This window comes from Bradyrhizobium sp. C-145 (genome assembly GCF_023375135.1).
Classification (GTDB): domain Bacteria; phylum Pseudomonadota; class Alphaproteobacteria; order Rhizobiales; family Xanthobacteraceae; genus Bradyrhizobium; species Bradyrhizobium zhanjiangense.
The window spans coordinates 3214554-3233452 of record NZ_CP088150.1; the positions used below are offsets into that span (position 1 = coordinate 3214554).

Annotated in this window: 18 protein-coding genes; 14 read left to right on the forward strand and 4 right to left on the reverse strand. The window is 64.2% G+C overall.

The annotated features are described in order from the left end of the window. The first annotated feature begins 4 nt into the window (after positions 1–4). From ugpC to LRP30_RS14870, 10 genes are all read left to right on the forward strand, one after another. Positions 5–1078, forward strand: a complete 1074-nt coding sequence (gene ugpC, locus LRP30_RS14825; RefSeq protein ID WP_249760802.1) for a sn-glycerol-3-phosphate ABC transporter ATP-binding protein UgpC — start codon at positions 5–7, stop codon at positions 1076–1078. Next, positions 1075–2034 carry a sugar kinase gene (locus LRP30_RS14830; protein WP_249760803.1) on the forward strand — a complete coding sequence of 320 codons (960 nt, stop codon included), beginning with the start codon at positions 1075–1077 and terminating at the stop codon, positions 2032–2034. The genes ugpC and LRP30_RS14830 overlap by 4 nt, the downstream gene beginning before the upstream one ends. Further along, positions 2031–3068: a tagatose 1,6-diphosphate aldolase gene (locus tag LRP30_RS14835; protein WP_249760804.1), complete on the forward strand. Its 1038-nt coding sequence runs from the start codon at positions 2031–2033 to the stop codon at positions 3066–3068. The genes LRP30_RS14830 and LRP30_RS14835 overlap by 4 nt, the downstream gene beginning before the upstream one ends. Positions 3069–3112: 44 nt before the next feature. Next, a complete protein-coding gene (locus LRP30_RS14840) occupies positions 3113–4237 on the forward strand; it encodes a mandelate racemase/muconate lactonizing enzyme family protein (RefSeq protein ID WP_249760805.1) in 1125 nt (374 codons plus the stop codon). Between the two features lie 228 nt (positions 4238–4465). Further along, positions 4466–5083, forward strand: a complete 618-nt coding sequence (locus tag LRP30_RS14845) for a flavin reductase family protein (protein WP_249760806.1) — start codon at positions 4466–4468, stop codon at positions 5081–5083. A 120-nt stretch (positions 5084–5203) separates the two neighbouring features. Then, complete coding sequence (locus LRP30_RS14850; RefSeq protein WP_128934734.1) at positions 5204–6154, forward strand: PDR/VanB family oxidoreductase; 951 nt, start codon at positions 5204–5206, stop codon at positions 6152–6154. 18 nt (positions 6155–6172) lie between these two features. After that, a complete protein-coding gene (locus LRP30_RS14855) occupies positions 6173–7513 on the forward strand; it encodes an aromatic ring-hydroxylating dioxygenase subunit alpha (RefSeq protein ID WP_249760807.1) in 1341 nt (446 codons plus the stop codon). Then, positions 7510–7986 (forward strand): aromatic-ring-hydroxylating dioxygenase subunit beta, encoded by a 477-nt coding sequence (locus LRP30_RS14860; RefSeq protein WP_091887573.1) that lies wholly within the window; start codon positions 7510–7512, stop codon positions 7984–7986. Before LRP30_RS14855 ends, LRP30_RS14860 begins: the two co-directional genes overlap by 4 nt. Positions 7987–7993: 7 nt before the next feature. Continuing rightward, complete coding sequence (locus LRP30_RS14865; protein WP_249760808.1) at positions 7994–9610, forward strand: ATP-dependent acyl-CoA ligase; 1617 nt, start codon at positions 7994–7996, stop codon at positions 9608–9610. 26 nt (positions 9611–9636) lie between these two features. Beyond that, positions 9637–10365 (forward strand): SDR family oxidoreductase, encoded by a 729-nt coding sequence (locus LRP30_RS14870; RefSeq protein WP_249760809.1) that lies wholly within the window; start codon positions 9637–9639, stop codon positions 10363–10365. Positions 10366–10369: 4 nt separating this feature from the next. On the opposite strand, the gene LRP30_RS14875 is transcribed toward LRP30_RS14870, so the two are convergent. The 4 genes from LRP30_RS14875 to LRP30_RS14890 form a co-directional block, all read right to left on the reverse strand. After that, positions 10370–10852, reverse strand: a complete 483-nt coding sequence (locus LRP30_RS14875) for a MarR family winged helix-turn-helix transcriptional regulator (RefSeq protein ID WP_128934731.1) — start codon at positions 10850–10852, stop codon at positions 10370–10372. Beyond that, a complete protein-coding gene (locus LRP30_RS14880) occupies positions 10852–11343 on the reverse strand; it encodes a MarR family transcriptional regulator (protein WP_249760810.1) in 492 nt (163 codons plus the stop codon). Before LRP30_RS14880 ends, LRP30_RS14875 begins: the two co-directional genes overlap by 1 nt. Before the next feature lie 139 nt (positions 11344–11482). Further along, positions 11483–13051, reverse strand: a complete 1569-nt coding sequence (locus LRP30_RS14885) for an indolepyruvate oxidoreductase subunit beta family protein (protein ID WP_249760811.1) — start codon at positions 13049–13051, stop codon at positions 11483–11485. Next, the gene (locus tag LRP30_RS14890) at positions 13048–15207 is read right to left on the reverse strand and encodes an indolepyruvate ferredoxin oxidoreductase subunit alpha (RefSeq protein ID WP_249760812.1); all 2160 of its coding nucleotides are present in this window, start codon (positions 15205–15207) and stop codon (positions 13048–13050) included. The genes LRP30_RS14885 and LRP30_RS14890 overlap by 4 nt, the downstream gene beginning before the upstream one ends. Before the next feature lie 341 nt (positions 15208–15548). On the opposite strand from LRP30_RS14890, the gene LRP30_RS14895 reads away from it, so the two are divergent. The 4 genes from LRP30_RS14895 to LRP30_RS14910 are packed head-to-tail and all read left to right on the forward strand — an operon-like array spanning position 15549 to position 18755. Beyond that, the gene (locus LRP30_RS14895; protein WP_249760813.1) at positions 15549–16655 is read left to right on the forward strand and encodes a cupin domain-containing protein; all 1107 of its coding nucleotides are present in this window, start codon (positions 15549–15551) and stop codon (positions 16653–16655) included. Between the two features lie 50 nt (positions 16656–16705). Then, positions 16706–17614, forward strand: coding sequence for a fumarylacetoacetate hydrolase family protein (locus LRP30_RS14900; protein WP_128945444.1), 909 nt, complete (start codon positions 16706–16708; stop codon positions 17612–17614). Continuing rightward, the gene (locus LRP30_RS14905) at positions 17614–18051 is read left to right on the forward strand and encodes a thioesterase family protein (RefSeq protein WP_249760814.1); all 438 of its coding nucleotides are present in this window, start codon (positions 17614–17616) and stop codon (positions 18049–18051) included. The genes LRP30_RS14900 and LRP30_RS14905 overlap by 1 nt, the downstream gene beginning before the upstream one ends. Then, positions 18048–18755, forward strand: a complete 708-nt coding sequence (locus tag LRP30_RS14910; protein WP_249760815.1) for a hypothetical protein — start codon at positions 18048–18050, stop codon at positions 18753–18755. Before LRP30_RS14905 ends, LRP30_RS14910 begins: the two co-directional genes overlap by 4 nt. Positions 18756–18899: the final 144 nt, after the last annotated feature.

The window sequence follows — 18899 nt, forward strand, 5'->3', positions numbered from 1 at the left end:
GATCATGGCCTCGATCTCGATCCGCAATCTCGTCAAGCGCTACGGCAATTTCACCGTGATCCCCGATCTCAATCTGGAGATCGCGGACCACGAATTCGTCGTCTTCGTCGGCCCGTCCGGCTGCGGCAAATCGACCTTGCTGCGCATCATCGCAGGGCTCGAGCCGATTTCGTCGGGAGATCTCTATATCGGCGACAAGCGCGTCAACGGCGTGCAGGCCGCGCAGCGCGACATCGCGATGGTGTTCCAGGACTACGCGCTCTATCCGCACATGAAGGTGTACGACAACATGTCATTTGCGCTGGAGTTGCGTGGCGTGCCGAAGGCGGAGATCGACGCCCGCGTCAAGCGCGCCGCGGCGCTGTTGCACATCGAGCCTTATCTCGACCGCAAGCCGAAGGAGCTGTCGGGCGGCCAGCGTCAGCGCGTCGCCATGGGCCGCGCCATCGTGCGCAATCCCAAGGCGTTCCTGTTCGACGAGCCGCTGTCCAATCTCGACGCGAAGCTGCGCGGGCAGGTGCGGGCCGAGATCAAGGCGCTGTCGCAGGAGTTGAAGACCACCATGGTCTTCGTCACGCACGACCAGATCGAAGCCATGACCACGGCCGACCGGATCGTGGTGCTCCAGAGCGGCACGATCCAGCAATACGACACGCCGGAGACGGTCTACGAGCGGCCCGCCAACCAGTTCGTCGCCGGCTTCATCGGTTCGCCCGCCATGAATTTCTTCCCGGTCGAGTGGCGCCAGGAGCGTGCGCTCCTTTCGCAAGGCGGAACGGCAGTGCCGCTCGACGGCGCGGCCGCAGGCCGCCTGCGTCAGGCCGGCAATGCCGTTCTCGGCATCCGCCCTGAACATTTCACCGTGGCCGCGGATGCCGCCGACGGTCTTGCCATCAACGTCAAGCTGGTCGAACCGCTCGGCTCGGATACGCTGATCCATTTCGATCTCGCCGGCGCCTCCGCGATCGCGCGGGTCGATCCGTCGCTGCGGCCGAAGGTCGGCGATCGTCTCAGCCTTCGTCCGCAACCGGGCAAGACGCATTTGTTCGATGCGGCCAACGGACAGGTCCTGCGGTGAGTGCATCCGCGCACATCGGTGATCTCAAGGCGCTGGCGGACGTGGCGTCAAAGGCGAGGTCCGTGCACGTGATCTGCCTGGGTCTGTCGGCGCTCGACCAGGTCTGGCGCGTCGATCGCCTGTTCGCGGGTCAAAGCGAGAAGATCAAGGCTGCTGGTTACGGCACGCTTGGCGGCGGCATGGCTGCCAACGCGTCGGTCGCGATAGCAAGGCTCGGCGCGTCCGTCGCGTTCTGGGGGCGGGCAGGGAATGACGCCGCCGGTCATGAGATGAAATCGGCCTTCATGGCCGAAGGCGTCGATGTCGAGAATTTTCGGCTGTTTCCCGACGGCCGCTCGTCCGTCTCCGGGATCATCGTCGACAGTTCCGGTGAGCGGCAGATCGTCAATTTCCGCGGGCTCTTTCCGGAAGCCGCGGATTGGCTTCCGCTCGAAGCCGTCGCGCGCGCATCCTCCGTGCTGGCCGATCCGCGCTGGGTCGAGGGCGCAGCGACGCTGTTTAGCGAGGCCCGCGCGCGCGGCATTCCGACTGTGCTCGACGGCGACATGGCCGACGCCGAGGTGTTCGAGCGGCTGCTGCCGCTGACCGACCACGCGATCTTCTCGGAGCCCGCGCTCACATCTTTTGCCGGCTCGGCCAAGGATGACTCTCTCGCGGCGCTCGCGCGCTTCGGCTGCCGGGTCATCGCCGTCACGCGCGGCGAGGGAGGCGTGAGCTGGTACGAGAACGGCCAGTCGCATCGGCAGGCGGCCTATGCCGTCGAGGTCGTCGACACCACGGGCGCCGGCGACGTCTTTCACGGCGCCTATGCGCTTGCGATCGGCGGCGGCCTCGATGTGCGCGCCGCCATGGCGTTTTCGGCGGCGACAGCCGCCATGAAATGCCGCCATGCCGGTGGCCGCAACGGAATCCCCGATATCAACGAGTGTCTTGCATTCATGAGGACGAAGCCATGAGAACGATTGGAAAGAACCGCGGCTTGGCACGGCTGGCTGACGCGGATGGCCACTTTCGCATGGTCGCGCTGGACCAGCGGCCGCCACTGTTCGACGCCATCGCCAAAGCAAAGGGCATCACGCGGGATCAGGTCGAATATTCCGATGTCACGGCGGCCAAGCGTCTTCTCGTCGAGAACCTCGCGCCGCATTGCAGCTCGATGCTATTCGACCCGAACTTTGCCGTGCCCGCCGCGATCGATCTCTTGCCGCCGCGCTGCGGCCTGATCATGACGCTCGAGGAGCACCGCGTCGAGGAAACGGCGGGCGGCCGCAAGTCGCGCGCGATTACCAATTGGAGCGTGGAGAAGATCCGCGCCATGGGCGGCGACGCCGTCAAGGTGCTGGCCTGGTACCGGCCGGATGCCGACGCTGCGGTGAACGAGCACCAGAAGCGTTTCGTGCGCGAGATCGGCGAGGACTGCGCCCGTCACGACATTCCCTATATCCTCGAGCTGCTGGTCTACCCGTTCCTCGGCAGCGCCAATCACACCGCCGACTATGTGGAATCGCCGGGCAAGCTGCCGGGCCTTGTCATCGACAGCGTGCGCGAGTTCGCCAAGCCCGAATACGGCGTCGATCTCCTCAAGCTGGAGAGCCCGCTTGCGGCGGGCAGCCTGCCGGCCCGCGACGGCAGCGCGGAAGCGAAGGCCGCACAGAAGGAGTTCGATGCGATCGGCGATATCTGCCGCGAGCGCAGCATCCCCTGGGTGCTGCTGTCGGGCGGCGCTGCGCCGGAAAAGTTCGAGCGCGTCCTCGACTTCGCCTATGCGGCGGGAGCGGGCGGCTTCCTCGCCGGCCGCACCATCTGGCTCGATGCCGTCCTGAAGAATTTTCCGGACCGCGCGGCGGTGTCGGCGAGCCTGCGCAAGGACGGCCTCGGCGTGCTGGAGCGGCTCAACAAGCTGACCACGGCCAAGGGCACGCCGTGGAAGGCGCGCTTTCCGGTGTTCACTGACATCAAGCAGGAAGGTGACTTCGCGCGCGCCTATTGAGATAGTGGCTCTGCGTGGTTCATCCCGATCGCAGGATCCGCAACATGACTGACAGCTTCACCATCCGCTCGATCGAGGCGTTCTGCTATCGCTATCCGTTGGCGACGCCGGTGGTGACGTCGTTCGGCAAGATGCTCAACCGTCCCGCCGTTTTCGTTCGCGCTGTCGACGAGGACGGCGTTGAGGGATGGGGTGAGGCCTGGTCCAATTTTCCAGCTCCGGGCGCGGAGCATCGCGCCCGGCTCGTCAACGAGGTGCTCGCCCCCGGCCTCGTCAGACGCAAGTTCGACGGTCCTGGCCAGGCCTTCGAGGCGCTGACCAAGGGCACCGAAGTTCTGGCGCTTCAATGCGGTGAACCCGGTCCGTTCGCGCAGGCGATTTCGGGCATCGATCTCGCGCTGTGGGACCTCTCGGCGCGCCGCCAGCGCTTGCCGTTGTGGCGGCTTCTCGGCGGTCAGTCGCGCAAGATCAAGGTCTATGCCAGCGGCATCAATCCCGGCGGTGCCGCGCAGACGGCGGAGGCCGCGCTCAAGCGCGGCCATCGCGCGCTGAAGCTGAAGGTTGGCTTCGGCGCCGAGACCGACCTCGCCAATTTGGCCACGCTGCGTCAGATCATCGGCGCCGGCATGCTTGCCACCGATGCCAATCAGGGCTGGTCGGTCACGCAGGCGATGGAGATGCTGCCGCGGCTTGCCGAATTCGATCTGCGCTGGCTGGAAGAGCCGATTCGCGCCGATCGGCCGCGTGAGGAATGGCGCAGGCTGCGCGCCGCAGCGAAGATGCCGATTGCCGCCGGCGAAAACATTTCGAGCGTCGAAGGCTTCAAGGAGGTTTTGGCCGAAGACGTGCTCGGCGTGGTTCAGCCTGATATTGCGAAATGGGGCGGCCTCAGTGTCTGCGCCCCACTGGCGCGCGACATTCTGAAGGTGGGCAAGACGTTTTGCCCGCACTATCTCGGTGGAGGCCTCGGCTTGCTTGCTTCGGCGCATCTCCTTGCCGGTATCGGAGGTGATGGCTGGCTGGAAGTCGATGCCAACGACAATCCATTGCGCGATCTGTTTTGCGGCCCGGTCCTCAACGTGACGGAAGGCATGATTGAATTTGACCAAGACCCGGGACTCGGAGTGTCGCCTGATCTTTCAGCTATCGAGCGTCATCGCACCATTTAGATAAGAGACTCGTATCCTGATGGCCGCGATCTTGAATCCGGCCTGGTCGAAGATCGGTGCGGATAGGGCGGTGAAGTTCGGCAGCAGGGCATCACGACAGCGGCTGATGCCGTCGCGCGCTTATTTGACCTCGTCATATGTATATGACCAAATAAACCGTCTCGCATTTGGCTGCGGGGCGTAACTTCTCAGCCGTCAGCTCCGTTCGCGCGCGCAATTGAGGGACCGATGCTCTTCGATATGGGTCAGCTTCCGACGGATATCCGCTACAAGATCCTTACCGCCACCGTTACGCCGCGACCCATCGCGTGGGTGACGACGAGGTCCCGGGACGGGATCGCCAATGCGGCGCCCTTCAGCTTCTTCAACGTTCTCGGGCATGAGCCGCCGACGGTGGTGCTCGGCTTGCTGCGTCATCCGCAGCGAGGCTTGAAGGACACAGCGCAGAATATCGTGGAGATGGGTGAGTTCGCCGTCCACCTCGTGCCGCACCAGATGGCAGAAGCGATGAACGCGACGGCGGTCGATGCTCCCTCCGAGATCGACGAGATTGAGATTGCGGGGCTGGAGACGCTCCCCGCGCAGATGATTTCGCCTCCGCTCATCAAGGGATGCCCGGTTGCGTTCGAATGTCGCTCCCTCTCGGTCCATGAGACCGGGCCCCGGCAAATCGCCGTGATCGGCGAGGTCGTCTGCGCGCATGTGGCCGAGCAGTTCGTGATCGACGCGCGCCGAGGCCATATCGATACGGTCAACCTCGACCTCATTGCCCGCATGCACGGCTCGGGCTGGTATGCGAGGCCTCGCGAGCTCTTCCAGCTGGTGCGGCCGGCTCCGATCGAATAGGGGCGGCCGGCGCCAGGCGTCGGGTTGGGTCCAGCGCGTGTCGACCCGAGCGAGCGATTGACATCCAAATTATTATATGTCTAAAAATATGCAAATTCATATATTGCAAGACCCCGGCCAATGGACACGCATCCGCTGAGGCTCAAGGTGCAATCGGTCGCGGCGGAGACGCCGACGATCCGAAGCCTTCTGTTCGGCGTGGAAGGCGGTGCGGTTCCGCGATGGCAGGCGGGAGCGCATATCCGCGTGTCGCTGCCAAGCGGGGGAGACCGGCCTTACTCGCTGATGGCCCTGCCGGGCCTGCCTGAGGGAGTCCTTGCGCTCGGCGTTCTGCGCGAGCGGACGTCGACCGGCGGCTCGGCCTTCATGCATGCGCTCGAGATCGGCGATGTCGTGACGGCTTCGGCGCCCGTCAACAATTTCCCGCTGCATGAGGACGATGCGCCTGCGCTGCTGTTCGCCGGCGGCATCGGCATCACGCCGATCCTGTCCATGGCGGCCGAGCTCAAGGCGAGGGGCGTTGCCCACCATCTTCACTACGCCGGACGGGCGCCAGGTCTGCTGGCATTCCTGCCGCAGCTGGAGACGGTGTGTGCGAGCACTCTGTCCATCCACTACGACAACGACGCCTCGTGCCTGGACATCGCCGCCGCGCTGCACGGCTCGCCTGCGAACGCCCATGTCTATGTCTGCGGTCCCGCAGGCATGATCGAAGCGGTGAAGACTGCAGCTCTCGCCAGGGGCATCGCCGCCGATCGCATCCACGACGAGCGCTTCAAGGCCGAGCTGCCGGGCGCGCCGAACCGTCCGTTCGAGGTGGAGCTCAGATCGACGGGCGAGGTCATCACCGTCGCAGCCGATCGTAGCATCATCGAGGCGCTGGAAGCGGCGGGGCACGAGGTTCTCTCCGACTGTCGGCGCGGCGATTGCGGCATCTGCCAGTGCGGCGTGATCGCAGGCGTTCCCGATCATCGCGATGTCATCCTGAGCGACGCCGAGAAGGCGTCCAACAAGGTCATGCAGATCTGTGTGTCGCGCGCAAAATCGGAACGGCTGGTGCTGGATCTCTAGGACGAGGACAGGAACGTCATGGCTGGATACGCTGGAAATGCGCGGTCGATCGCAGCGCTGGTGCGCGAGGCGGAGGTGCATCGCGACGTCTACGTCGATCCTGAGATCTTCGAGCTCGAGATGGCGCATCTGTTTCCCAACAGCTGGGTCTATGTCGGCCATGCGAGCCAGTTGGCGAAGCCCGGCGATTTCATCACCGCCAATATCGGCCGTCAGCCGGTGATGGCCAGCCGCCATACCGACGGCTCCATTCATGTCTTCTACAACCGTTGTCCGCACAAGGGCGTCAAGATCGCCTCCGAGCCTTGCGGCAATGCCGGAAAGTTCTTTCGTTGTCCCTATCACGCATGGTCGTTTAGGACCGACGGCTCGCTGCTCGCGATCCCCTTGAAGAAGGGCTATGAGAGCACCGGTTTCGGTGACACCCAGGCGAATGAAGGCCTGTCGAGAATCAAGAACGTCGCGATCTATCGCGACTTCATCTTCGCGCGGCTGAGCGGGACCGGCGTGTCCTTCGAGGACTATTTCGGTCCGAGCCTTTCGACCATCGACAACATGGTCGACCGCTCGCCACAGGGCAAGCTCGAGGTTCTGGCCGCGCCGATCCGCTATATGCACACCTGCAATTGGAAGATGCTGGTCGAGAACCAGACCGACACCTGCCATCCCATGGTCGCGCACGAGAGCTCGGCGGGTACCGCGGTCAAGGTCTGGAAACGCGAGCAGGGCGATTCCACGGAGACGCCGATGGCGGTGCAGCTCTACGGCCCGTTCATGAGCCCGTACGAATTCTACGAGCAGAGCGGCATCAGGATCTGGCCCAACGGCCATGGCCACACCGGCGTCGCCAATTCGATCCATTCGAACTATTCCGACGTCGACGGCTATCTCGAGCAGATGGTCGCGGCCTATGGCGAGACGCGGGCTCACGAGATCCTGGGCGATATCAGGCACAACACCGTCTATTTCCCGAACGTCATGGTCAAGGGCGCCGTCCAGATCCTGCGCAATTTCATCCCGATCGCGGTCGACAGGACGCTGGTCGAGAGCTGGGTCTATCGCCTGGTCGGCGCGCCCGACAAGCTCTACGAGCGTGCCCTGATGTACAACCGCTTCATCAACGCGCCGACCTCGATCGTCGGGCACGACGACCTCGAGATGTACGAGCGCGCGCAGGAAGGCCTGAAGTCCAACGGCAATCAGTGGATCAATCTGCGCCGCCTCTACGAGCCCGACGAACAGCCTGATGTCACCGCCGTCATCAACGGCACCTCCGAGCGGCAGATGCGCAACCAGTTTCACGCCTGGGCCAAATTCCTGACCATGGGCATGGACAAGCATGCCGAGGTCGGGGAATGATCGACGAGAAAGCCGTCACGGATTTCATCTATCGGGAGGCCGAGCTGCTCGACACCATGCAGTGGCAGAGCTGGCTCGATCTGTTTCATCCCGAAGGGCGCTATTGGATGCCGCTCGAATGGCAGCAGCAGGACCCGGTGCTCCAGCCCTCCCTGATGTACGAGGATCTGCTGCTGCTCAAGGTGCGGGTCGAACGCCTCGCCGGGGAACGCACCTTCAGCCAGAAGCCGAAGAGCCGGTGCCACCATCTGCTTCAGGCGCCACGTATCATCGCCTGCGATGCTGCGGCCGGCGTGTTCAGGGCGCGCACGTCCTACATCTACACCGAGACGCGCGGCGACTTGCTGGAGCGCTATTCGGGATGGGCATCGCACGATCTCGTGCAGGTCGGCGACGGCCTGAAGATCAAGCTCAAGCGCGTCGATCTCGTCAATTTCGACGCGCCATTCGGCAATATTCAGCTTTTCATGTGAGTGTATCTTGACCGCTGCGACCACAGTCTACGCCCGCTTTCGCGACACCGCGCTACGCCGCGGCGAGGCCGGCTTCCTCAACGTGTTGCCGGAGACCGCCGGCATCTACGGCATCGCAGCCGGCGAGATCTCCTACCGCGCGATGCTCGCGCGGATCGAGGCCCGGCGGCAGGCGTTCGCGGACCGCGGCTATGGCGAAGGACACAGGGTCGGGCTTCTGCTCCAGAACCGGCCGGTGTTCATCGAGCTGTGGTTTGCGCTGAACGCGCTTGGCGTTTCCGTGGTGCCGATTAACCCCGATCTGCGCGTGAGCGAGCTCGAATACATCATCTCCCATTCCGAGATGAATACCGCCTTCGTTCTCGCCGAGCGCTGCGCCGAGGTGGCGACGGCGGCGCGCCAGGCCGGCCGGCCGATCCCAGTCGTCACCGACGACGGCGACGTTCCCGCGCCATACGACGGTGCGCGGCCGTTGCGGCCGGCGGGCAGCGCAACCGAATGCGCGCTGCTCTACACGTCCGGCACGACCGGGCAACCGAAAGGCTGCGTCCTCACCAACGATTATTTCCTGCACAGCGGAAACTGGTATCGCGACGCCGGCGGGCTGATCGGCCTGAAGCCAGATGGCGAGCGCATGATTACGCCGCTGCCGCTGTTCCACATGAACGCGATGGCGGTCTCGCTGATGGCGATGGTCTCGGTCGGCGGCAGCCTGACCATGCTCGATCGATTTCACCCGCGCAGCTGGTGGAGCTCGGTCAGGGAGAGCCGCGCCACGTGCCTGCACTATCTCGGTGTCATGCCCTCGATGCTGATGAGCGCCGTGCCGTCGGAACAGGACCGGCAGCACAATGTGCGCTTCGGGTTCGGCGCCGGCGTCGACAAGCTGCTTCATGCGCCCTTCGAGGCGCGCTTCGGCTTCCCGCTGATCGAGGCCTGGGCGATGACCGAGACCGGCAGTGGCGGCGTGATCGCCGCCAACCTTGAGCCGCGCAAGGTCGGCACCAGCTGCTTCGGCCGCCCGGCCCCTGAGGTCGAGGTTCGCATCGTCGATGATCGAGGTGTCGATACGCCCGGGCAAACGCCGGGCGAGCTGCTGTTGCGGCGGGGAGGCGCGGACCCGCGCTATGGCTTCTTCCGGGAATACCTCAAGAACCCCGAGGCCACGGCGGAGGCCTGGGCCGGAGGCTGGCTGCACACCGGCGATATCGTCTCGCGCGATGCGGATGGCGATCTGCATTTCGTCGACCGCAAGAAGAACGTCATCCGCCGCTCCGGCGAGAACATCGCCGCGGTCGAGGTCGAATCCGTCCTCAATCGTCATCCCGCGATCCGGCAGGCCGCGATTGCGCCGACCCCGGATCAGCTGCGTGGCGACGAGGTCGCGGCCGTCATCATCGCCGAGCAGGCCGGCGCCGACCGCGCGCTGGCCGAGGCCATCGTGCGCTGGAGCCTGGAGCAGATGGCCTATTACAAGGCGCCCGGCTGGATCTGCTTCGTCGAGCGGCTGCCGCTCACCGCAACCGAGAAGATCCAGCGCGGCGGCTTGAAGGATCTCGTTGCCAGGCTGATGCAGGACGGCGCGTTCTTCGATCTCCGCGAGATGAAGCGGCGGCAGGTCTGACCCGGAAAGCCCGCAGGACACCGATCATGAGCCAGACCCGCACCACACTCATCACCGGGGGAAATTCCGGGATCGGCGAAGCGCTGGCGAAGAGGCTGGTCGACAAGGGACAGCGCGTGGTCTCGGTGGGGCTGGAGAAGCCGGGCTGGACGCACGATCTGCTCGCGGCCTATTGCGCGGACCTGACCAGCCTTGAGGAGACGCGGGCCATCGCGCAGGAGATCGGCGCCAACCACGCGATTGATTGCCTCGTGCACAATGCCGGCATCATCCTGCCGAACCTGTTGCCGGATGCAAAGCCCGAGGACATCCTGGAGCTTGCGCAGCTGCATCTCAGCGCACCGATGCTCCTGACCCAGGCCGCCTTGGAAGGCATGATCTCGCGCCGTTTCGGCCGCATCGTGTTCGTCAGCTCGCGCGCGGCGATGGGCGCCGTGACCCGCTCGGCCTATTCCGCCACCAAGGCCGGCGTGCACGGCATGGCGCGGACATGGGCGCTGGAGCTGGCGTCCAGCGGCATCACGGTGAACGTCGTCGCGCCGGGCCCGATCCTGACCGACAATTTCTGGGGCATCATCCCCAAGGATTCCGAGCGGCAGGAGAGAATGGCGCGCAACGTCCCGGTCGGCCGGCTCGGTGCGCGCGAGGACGTGGCGCACGCGGTCGAATTCTTCCTCGACGAGCGCTCGGATTTCGTGACCGGACAGGTGCTGTATGTCTGCGGCGGCACCAGCCTGGTCGGTCTCGGCCCCTGATGGATCAGATCTGGTTCTGCTTGATGTTTTCGACCATCCTGGCGAGCACCCGCGCGCAGATCTCGATCTCGTCCGGATCGATGCCGGCGGTCAGCCGCTCATAGTTCTTTTCCATGATGGGCCAGATCTTGCGCAGCAGCGCCTCGCCGTCCGGCGTCAACGCCACCACCCGGCGGCGCTGGTCGTCCTCGGCGATCTCGCGCTTGACGAGACCCGAGGACACCATCGACTCGACCATCCTGCTGGCGGTCGATTGCTCGGTCACGGCGAGAACCGCGACCTCGTTGACGGTGAGAGTCTTGTAGATGAACAGGATCGACAGTGTTCGAAACACGACGTTGTTGATGCCGTGCTCGCTGAGATCGCGGTTCTGGTCGAGGTTCCAGCGATTTGCCAGCCGATTGAACAGATAGGGGATGTAGGCTTGCAGCTGGTCCCTTGATCGCGGCGGGCCGGATTTCCACCTGCTCTTGGATTCTCTCGCCATTATTTCTTGCGACTTTGCTTCTTGCTCTGGGTACGAATTTTTGCCGAAAGAGACCGCAGCACCGACAGCGCGGTGTCCAGTTCGCCGGCCGAAATGGTCTCGAGCCTTTGGCTGAGATGTCTCTTGTGCATGTCGGCGGCCTTCCGGAACAGGGCTTCGCCCTTCGGCGTGAGGCGGACGATGAAGGACCGGCGGTCCTCGCTGGACATTTCCCTGCTGATGAGATCGTCGGCCAGGAGACGCTGCACCAAACCCGAGACGTTTCCGCCGGAAACCTTCAGGTTCTGCGACAACTGCCCGAGCGCAAGGCCGTTCCTGTCGCGGTCGAGTTGGGCCAGCACGTCGAACTTCGCCAGTGACAAGCCGAACTCCGAGTTCAGGAGCGCGTTCAGCGACGCGAAGATGTCACCGTGTAGCGACAGCAGCTGCAGCCAGAGCCGGGTCTCGATCTGCCCGAGGGGAACGGTGTTCTCTTTCAGTGCTGCCGGCATTGCGTGACCAGGGGTCCGGTTCGTCTGGCGGAGGTATTCCGAAGATCGTCAGCCCCGATTAGCGCACCGGGAATCGCAGTCAAGCAGCTCGATTCTGACCCGCGTCAGCTTGAACGGCAATCCGGCGCTAAGGTCAATCTCATGAGGCGAAGCTCTTGATGGTCTGGATCACGCCGTCGAGCTGCTTGCCCGGGCCGTCCTTCAGCGCCGCCTCCCGCAGGCGGCGCGCCCAGTCGGCGGCGTCCTCGCGCTGCGCAACCAGCGTGATCGCAGCCAGCGTTCTGTCGAACTTCGACAGGCCGCGGCTGTGGGTATCGGAATAGCCCTTGACCAGCCGGCGGCATTGCAGGATCTCGACGCCGAGCTGGTAATTGGTGCGGACCGACTCGGTGGCAGCCTTGAGCCATTCGTCGCGATGCGCCGTCTCAATGGCGTGGCGGCGCGAGCGGCGGCGCAGGCCCCGGAGACCGCCCACGACATAGAGCGCGAGAAACCAGGGCAGCGAATAGGTCCGCACCCGGCGTCCCTTGTTGACGCGGCGATCGAGCCATCCCATCAGGCGCGGCTTGGTCTCGAGCCAGCGACCAAAGCCCGCGGGCAGTACCCCCATGACCTCCTCCATGCGGGGGTGCATGAATTCGGTGGTCTGCAGCACCTGACCTTGCGCCAGTTCCAGCTCGCCCTCGATCCGCGCGCGGCGCGCCGAGCGTGTCTTGAGGTCGGCAACGCGAATGACATCGTCATAGGTCATGGCATTGGCGAGGTACTTTGCAGCCATCCGTGTGAAGGCAAAGCCTCTGTCCGCGCCACCGGCGCTGCGATCGGCGGCGTGCAGCCCACTGAGAATGTCGAGATATTCGGCGCCGTACGCGATGTCCTGGAAGTCGACCACCTTTTTCAGGCCGGCGTGGGCCAGGTCGCGTGCGGGCTGCGGCAGCTCGTGTTTGAGCCGTTCGAGTAGTTTGGCCAGCCGGGGATCGAAGGGCGCAGGCGAGGGGCTTTGCTTGTTTTTCTCAGGCCGGGGGGCTGCGGCGACATCGGGCGCCCCGATGCGGACGCGATCAAAAGCGGCTTCGAAGGTGTCAACGCTCGCCTTGGCCCCCTTCTCGCCGGCGCGAATTACCGCGAGATAGCTGTCGCGGTCGAACGGCAGCACGCTTGTGGCGGCGAGCGCGCCGAACATCGCAGCGGAAATGACGCTGCCATGTGCGATGGCCAGGGCGTTCATGTCGAAGATGATTTCGCTCTTGGCGGCAACACCGATCGCCCCTCGCACGGCCCCGTCGTCGGCGATGCCGTCGCCCGGCGCGATCTTCTCGTCGATGGCAAAGGACCGGTGATTGGAGGCGATCAGGGTGGTGCGGTCCGGCGTCACCAGCCCGCGCAGGATCGAGCGTCCAGCTTCCATGAATTCGGCCGCCATCACGACGTCGACGTCGCCGGGTGTCGGCATCAGCGACAGGATCGGCTTGCGCCCATCGAGCGGCGGCATCGCCTCGATGTAGTAGATCGTGGCGCCGGTCCGCTGCGCGACGCCGGGCACCGAGGTCGACTGCGCGACCCAGCCGTGGTTCTCCGCGAGCTGGACGATCCAGTCGGTCAGCACGCCGCCACCCTGGCCGCCCATGGCGAGGATCGCGATCGAGATCGGGCGCTCGGTCGCTTCGCCGGCCGCGGGGAGCGCAAGTCGAACCGTCTCGTCTCTCATGTCAGCGCCTCGAGCGCCGGTCGGCGGCGTTCGCGCCGCCGTTGCAGCCAGCCGATCACCGTCATCGCGATGTTCGACTTGAACCTGTCCCAGCGGGTCGGATTGTGAATGACGTCGGCGCGGTAGAACGAGGGACACAGCACGGCGGCCTCGGCGACCTCGCCGCAATTGCCGCAGCCGACACAGGAATTGTCGATCGCGGCGACCGGATCGTCGCGCAGGGGGTCGTCGAGCTGTTTCACCGAGAGGGATGGGCAGCCCGACAGGCGGATGCAGGCGTGGTCGCCCGTGCAGACGTCTTCATCGACACCGAAGCGCTCCTTGACGATACGCAGCCCGTCCTTGATCGCCTTGCTCGTCTGCGGCTTCACGCGCCGCTGCTTATTCAGCATGCATTCGGACGAGGCGACGATGACCTTGGGACCCTCATCCTTCGTCGTCAGCGCCTCCTTCAGCGTGTCGCGCATCCTGCCGACGTCATAGGTGCGGTCGATCTGCCGCACCCATTGGGCACCGATGCCTTTCACGGCCTGCACGATCGAATTGTTGGTCTTGCGCCGCTTGTTGACCGCGCGGGACGACAGGATGTCCTGGCCGCCGGTTGCCGAGGTGTAAAAATTGTCGACGATGACGAATACACCGTCATGCTTGTTGAAGACGGCGTTGCCGATGCCGCTGGTCAGCCCGTTGTGCCAGAAACCGCCGTCGCCCATGACCGCGATCGAGCGCTTATCGGCCTTGACGTTGAATGCGGAGGTCGAGGCCGGACCGAGGCCGAAGCCCATCGTCGTCGCACCGATGTTGAAGGGCGGCAGGATCGAGAACAGATGGCAGCCGATGTCGGCCGAGACGTGGTGCTCGCCGAGTTCTTCTTCCACCAGCTTCATCGCGGCGAAGATCGGCCGTTCCGGGCAGCCGGTGCACAGGCCCGGCGGCCGGGCCGGCACGACCTGCTTGAGCTTCTCGACCGCCGGATGATTGAGCACCGGAACGGCATCCGGTGCCGGCGGCCTGTTGCCGAGCAATCTCGGCTCCGTCTTCTCGAGGAATTCCCTGACACCGCCGAGCAGCACCTGCGCGGTGTAGTCCCCGCCCATCGGCAGCACGTCCTTGCCGTGGACGCGCGCCTGGATGTCCTTGCGCCGCAGCACGGTATTGATCGCCTGCTCCAGATATTCCGGCTGGCCTTCCTCGACGATCAGGACGGCGTCCTTGTCGAGGCAGAACTCCGCAACTTCCGTGTCGATCACGGGGTAGGTGACGTTCATGACGTAAAGCGGGATCTGCGTATTGCCATAGGCATCCGAGAGCCCGAGATATTGCAGCGCGCGGATGACATTGTTGTACATGCCGCCCTGCATGATGATGCCGACCTTGCCGCGCTTCGGTCCCATCCATTCGTTTAGCTTGTTGTCGCGGATGAAGCCGATCGCCGCGGGCATGCGCGTCTTGATCTTCTCCTGCTCATGCTCATAGGCCGCCGGCGGCAGCACGATGCGGCCGACGTCGCGCTTGGGATTATTGAGCGCGTCCTTGATCGTGTGCGCCGGCCTGACATTGTCCTTGCAGGCAAAGCTCCCATGCATGTGGCAGGCGCGAACGCGAACTTCCAGCATCACGGGCGTGTTCGAGCATTCCGAGAGCTCGAAACCCTTCTCGATCAGGTTGACGATGCATTCGTGGTCGGGCCGCGGATCGAGCAGCCACATCTGCGATTTCATGGCGAAGGCGTGGGTGCGCTCCTGCATGATGGAGGAGCCTTCGCCGTAATCTTCGCCGACGATGATCATGGTGCCGCCGGTGACGCCGCCGGAGGCGAGATTGGCGAGCGCATCGGAGGCGACATTGGTGCCGACCGTTGACTTCCAGGCCACCGCACCCCGCAGCGGATACATCACCGATGCCGAAAGCATCGCCGCGGCGGCCGCCTCGTTGGCCGAGCTCTGGAACACGACGCCGAGATCGTCGAGCACGTCCTTGGCGTCGGCCAGCACGTCCATCAGATGCGAGATCGGCGAGCCCTGGTAGCCGCCGACATAGGCCACACCGGATTGCAGCAGCGCCTTGGTGATGGCGAGGATGCCTTCGCCGCGGAAGATGTCGCCCGCGCCGAGCCGGAGATCTTCGACCTCGCGAGCGAAAGACCGTTCAGCCATTGCGTCCTCCAGAAATATGCATTACCATAATTTTACATATGAAGTAAGTCAACGCCGGACATGCCGCCATCCCAGTTCGGGCGCGGTCGTGACCAGTGACAGGGTAGGGCCGATGCTCAAGCTGCCTCGCGTCAAGGCTGCCGCCATGCAGGCTTCATCTCGGCATCTTAGCGCGAGCGCAATGGCCGACAAGCCGGCGCAAATCTCGTTGGCCTTCCACGACGATGTTCCCGGCCATCTCCCTTTGGAACTGGATGGTCGATCCCTGGCGACGGCCATCAATGGATGGCACGCTTCGATCCAACGAACGCCCTAAGACGCCACAGGACTTGGAGGATGAGATGCGGGACAACGTGATCGGCCGGGCCAATGTCGAGGACACTCCGGAGCTCAAGGCCTACTACAAAGATCTCGAGAAATACGAAGCTGGTGCTTTGTGGACGGTCGCCAACAAGATCGAGCCATGGCAGCCGCAATCGGCGTCCGTTCCCGTGCTCTGGCGGTACGGCGATCTGCGCGAACATGTGCTGCGATCGGTCGAGCTGGTCTCTCCCGAAAAAGCCGGGCGCCGGGTGATCTATCTCAACAATCCCGGTCGTCGCGACGTATCGGCAGCGGTCGGCTGGCTTTATTCGGGCTTGCAGGTCATGCATCCCGGCGAGGTCGCCTCCGCCCACGCGCATTCGGCTTCGGCCCTGCGCTTCATCATGGAAGGCTCAGGTGCCTACACCGTCGTCGACGGCCACAAGATGACGTTAGGAGCCCGCGATTTCGTGCTCACACCAAACGGCACCTGGCACGAGCACGGAGTCGACGCCGGCGGCTCGGTGTGCATCTGGCAGGACGGGCTCGACATCCCGCTCGTCAACGCGCTCGAAGCCAATTTCTTCGTGGTGCATCCCAACATCCAGCAGGAAGAGTCCGGCTATCCCGTCGACGACATGACTAAGACCTGGGGCAACCCCGGGCTTCGCCCGGTGAACGCGCCGTGGTCGAAGGGCTATTCGCCGATGTTCAAATATGAGTGGGAGCCGACCTACGAAGCCCTGCAGAAATATGCGGCTGCGACCGACGGCTCGCCTTACGACGGCATCCTCATGAATTATGTCAATCCGGTCACCGGCGGGCACGTGATGCAGACGATCGGCGCGAGCATGCAGATGCTGCGGCCGGGCGAGACGACGACATCGCACCGGCACACCGGCAGCTTCATCTACCAGGTCGCCAAGGGCAGCGGCTATTCCGTCATCGCAGGCAAGCGCTTCGAATGGCAGGAGCGCGATATCTTCTGCGTTCCGTCCTGGGCCTGGCATGAGCACGGCAATGCCTCCGCGAGCGAGGACGCCTGCCTGTTCTGCTTCAATGACCTGCCTGTGATCGAAGGTCTCGGGCTCTATCGGGAAGAAGCCTATGGCGACAATGCCGGCCATCAGCCGGCAGCCGCCTGACGTCACGTGCTCGCCCAGAATTTCAACGGAAAGAGTCGGATCAAGCTTCCATGCGTCTCGTGACCTATACCTTCGGCTCCGGCGGTACCCGCCTTGGAGTGCTCGTCAACGGGCTGGTCGTCGATGTCGAGCGCCTCGGCGCATCGTGCGGTCTGGCATGGCCGAACGACATGCTCTCATTCATCGACAACAACGCGACGCTGTTGCCGGCGCTCAAGGATGGCCTCGAAAGCGCCAATGGGCGCCTGCCGGCCGGCGCTGCCGTTCCCCTCGAGGACGTGAGGCTGCAGGCGCCAATCCTGCGGCCCCGCAAGAACATCTTCGGCATCGGGCTGAATTATCGCGCGCATGTCGCGGAGTCCGCCAAGAGCCTGGACACGGACAAGGATCTGCCGAAACAGCCGGTCGTGTTCTCCAAGCCGCCGACCTCCGTGATCGGTCCGGGCGCGGCGATCCAGCACAATGCGAAGATGACGCAGCAGCTCGACTGGGAGGTCGAGCTTGCCGTCATCATCGGCAGGACCGCGACGCGCATCGCGGCCGAGAAGGCGATGGACCACGTGTTCGGCTATTCGGTGATGATCGACATTTCCGCGCGCGACAATCGTCGGGCTGGGCAGTGGATCTTTTCCAAGGGCATGGACACCTATGCGCCGTTCGGCCCCTGCATCGTGACGGCGGACGAGATTGCCGATCCACATGACCTGCGGCTGTGGCTGACGAAGAACGGGGTCACGAAGCAGGACTCCAACACCAAGTACATGATCTTCGATGTTCCGGCCCTGATTGCCGACATTTCGTCCGGAATGACGCTGGAGCCGGGCGACATCATCGCGACGGGAACGCCGGAAGGGGTGGGCGCAGGCATGACTCCGCAGGAATGGCTGTGGCCGGGCGACGTGGTGGAGGCCGGGGTCGACGGCGTCGGTGTCATCCGGCACCCCGTCGTCGCGATCTGATGACGGCGTTCTCGTTCGACCGCAAGCTGCGGTTCGCGGACTGCGATCCCTCCGGAATCGCCTACTTCCCGGCCTATCTGAACATGCTCAACGGAGTCGTCGAAGATTTCTGGGAGGCGATCGGATTTCCCTGGCCCGGATTGATCAGGCTCCGCTTGATCGGCACGCCCACGGTGCATCTCACCTGCGATTTCTCCCGCCCATCGATGTTCGGCGATCTCTTGACGTTCAAGCTGCGCATCGGCCGGGTGGGCGGATCATCGCTGCATTTGGCTCATGTCGTCTCGGGCTCGGATGGCATGCGCTGGCGTGCCCGTCAGATCCTTGCCGCAACCTCGCTGGTGGATCACCACGCCATTCCGTGGCCCGACGATGTTCGGGCTGCGCTTGTCGCGCATCTGAATGTCGATGAGGAAATTGAAGCAGCGCCATCATGATCTCCTTGTTCATGACATTCGTCGACCCGACGGGCGGACGGCGCGTCGCATCAGACGCACTGGATGCCGTCGCAGTACTGGTCGGCGCAGTCACCGAGATGACCGAGGGCCTGCTGTTCACGCCGCTGCAGCAGTCGGTCGATCATCCCTACAAGGCCGACGGTCCGGGGCCAACCTTCGCGCTGCAATTGCGGTTTCCGGATCTGTTCGCTTGCGAAGCTGCGCTGGGGCGCGACGGAGCGCTCGCCAGCCTCGCAACCGGCGGCGGACTATCGAGCCTCACCGGATTGGAGGTCACACACCAAGTGATGCTGACACGCCCCTTTCCGGTCGATGTCGCCGCGCATCCCCCCGGCACGACCACCCCGTGCAGCTACCTCGTGCACTATCCCGGGCCGGCGGACGACATCAACGCCTGGCATCTGCACTATCTCGAGCATCACCCGTCGATCATGCGGACCTTCCCGGACGTCCGCCAGATCGAGATCTATACCCGGATCGATTGGGTCGACCGGCTGCCGTCGCGGCGGGTCGAGCACATGCAGCGAAACAAGCTGGTGTTCGACAGCCCGGCGGCCCTCTCGCGCGCGCTAAGCTCCGACGTGATCAAGCGCATGCGCGCGGACTTCGTTCAGTTTCCGCCGTTCGCAGGCGGCAACAAGCATTTTCCGATGCTGACGCGAACGGTTGCATCTCAATCTTAGAGCCGAGAGCGCACGCAAAGCGGACATCGGCGGACAACATACAAATAGAGCAGGCAGCTCCGCCCGAGAGACTCCGAGATCATCATTCAAGGCTTCGTCGGCATGAATATCGGCCACGGTGCAACAAGCAGCGGTACGTCCGTC

Excerpts from the sequence above, each read along its gene's own strand:
- ugpC (WP_249760802.1), top strand. The coding sequence starts at position 5 with ATGGCCTCGATCTCGATCCGCAATCTCGTCAAGCGCTACGGCAATTTC.
- LRP30_RS14835 (WP_249760804.1), top strand. The coding sequence starts at position 2,031 with ATGAGAACGATTGGAAAGAACCGCGGCTTGGCACGGCTGGCTGACGCG.
- LRP30_RS14840 (WP_249760805.1), top strand. The coding sequence starts at position 3,113 with ATGACTGACAGCTTCACCATCCGCTCGATCGAGGCGTTCTGCTATCGC.
- LRP30_RS14845 (WP_249760806.1), top strand. The coding sequence starts at position 4,466 with ATGCTCTTCGATATGGGTCAGCTTCCGACGGATATCCGCTACAAGATC.
- LRP30_RS14850 (WP_128934734.1), top strand. The coding sequence starts at position 5,204 with ATGGACACGCATCCGCTGAGGCTCAAGGTGCAATCGGTCGCGGCGGAG.
- LRP30_RS14855 (WP_249760807.1), top strand. The coding sequence starts at position 6,173 with ATGGCTGGATACGCTGGAAATGCGCGGTCGATCGCAGCGCTGGTGCGC.
- LRP30_RS14860 (WP_091887573.1), top strand. The coding sequence starts at position 7,510 with ATGATCGACGAGAAAGCCGTCACGGATTTCATCTATCGGGAGGCCGAG.
- LRP30_RS14870 (WP_249760809.1), top strand. The coding sequence starts at position 9,637 with ATGAGCCAGACCCGCACCACACTCATCACCGGGGGAAATTCCGGGATC.
- LRP30_RS14875 (WP_128934731.1), bottom strand. The coding sequence starts at position 10,852 with ATGGCGAGAGAATCCAAGAGCAGGTGGAAATCCGGCCCGCCGCGATCA.
- LRP30_RS14880 (WP_249760810.1), bottom strand. The coding sequence starts at position 11,343 with ATGCCGGCAGCACTGAAAGAGAACACCGTTCCCCTCGGGCAGATCGAG.
- LRP30_RS14885 (WP_249760811.1), bottom strand. The coding sequence starts at position 13,051 with ATGAGAGACGAGACGGTTCGACTTGCGCTCCCCGCGGCCGGCGAAGCG.
- LRP30_RS14890 (WP_249760812.1), bottom strand. The coding sequence starts at position 15,207 with ATGGCTGAACGGTCTTTCGCTCGCGAGGTCGAAGATCTCCGGCTCGGC.
- LRP30_RS14895 (WP_249760813.1), top strand. The coding sequence starts at position 15,549 with ATGCGGGACAACGTGATCGGCCGGGCCAATGTCGAGGACACTCCGGAG.
- LRP30_RS14900 (WP_128945444.1), top strand. The coding sequence starts at position 16,706 with ATGCGTCTCGTGACCTATACCTTCGGCTCCGGCGGTACCCGCCTTGGA.
- LRP30_RS14905 (WP_249760814.1), top strand. The coding sequence starts at position 17,614 with ATGACGGCGTTCTCGTTCGACCGCAAGCTGCGGTTCGCGGACTGCGAT.
- LRP30_RS14910 (WP_249760815.1), top strand. The coding sequence starts at position 18,048 with ATGATCTCCTTGTTCATGACATTCGTCGACCCGACGGGCGGACGGCGC.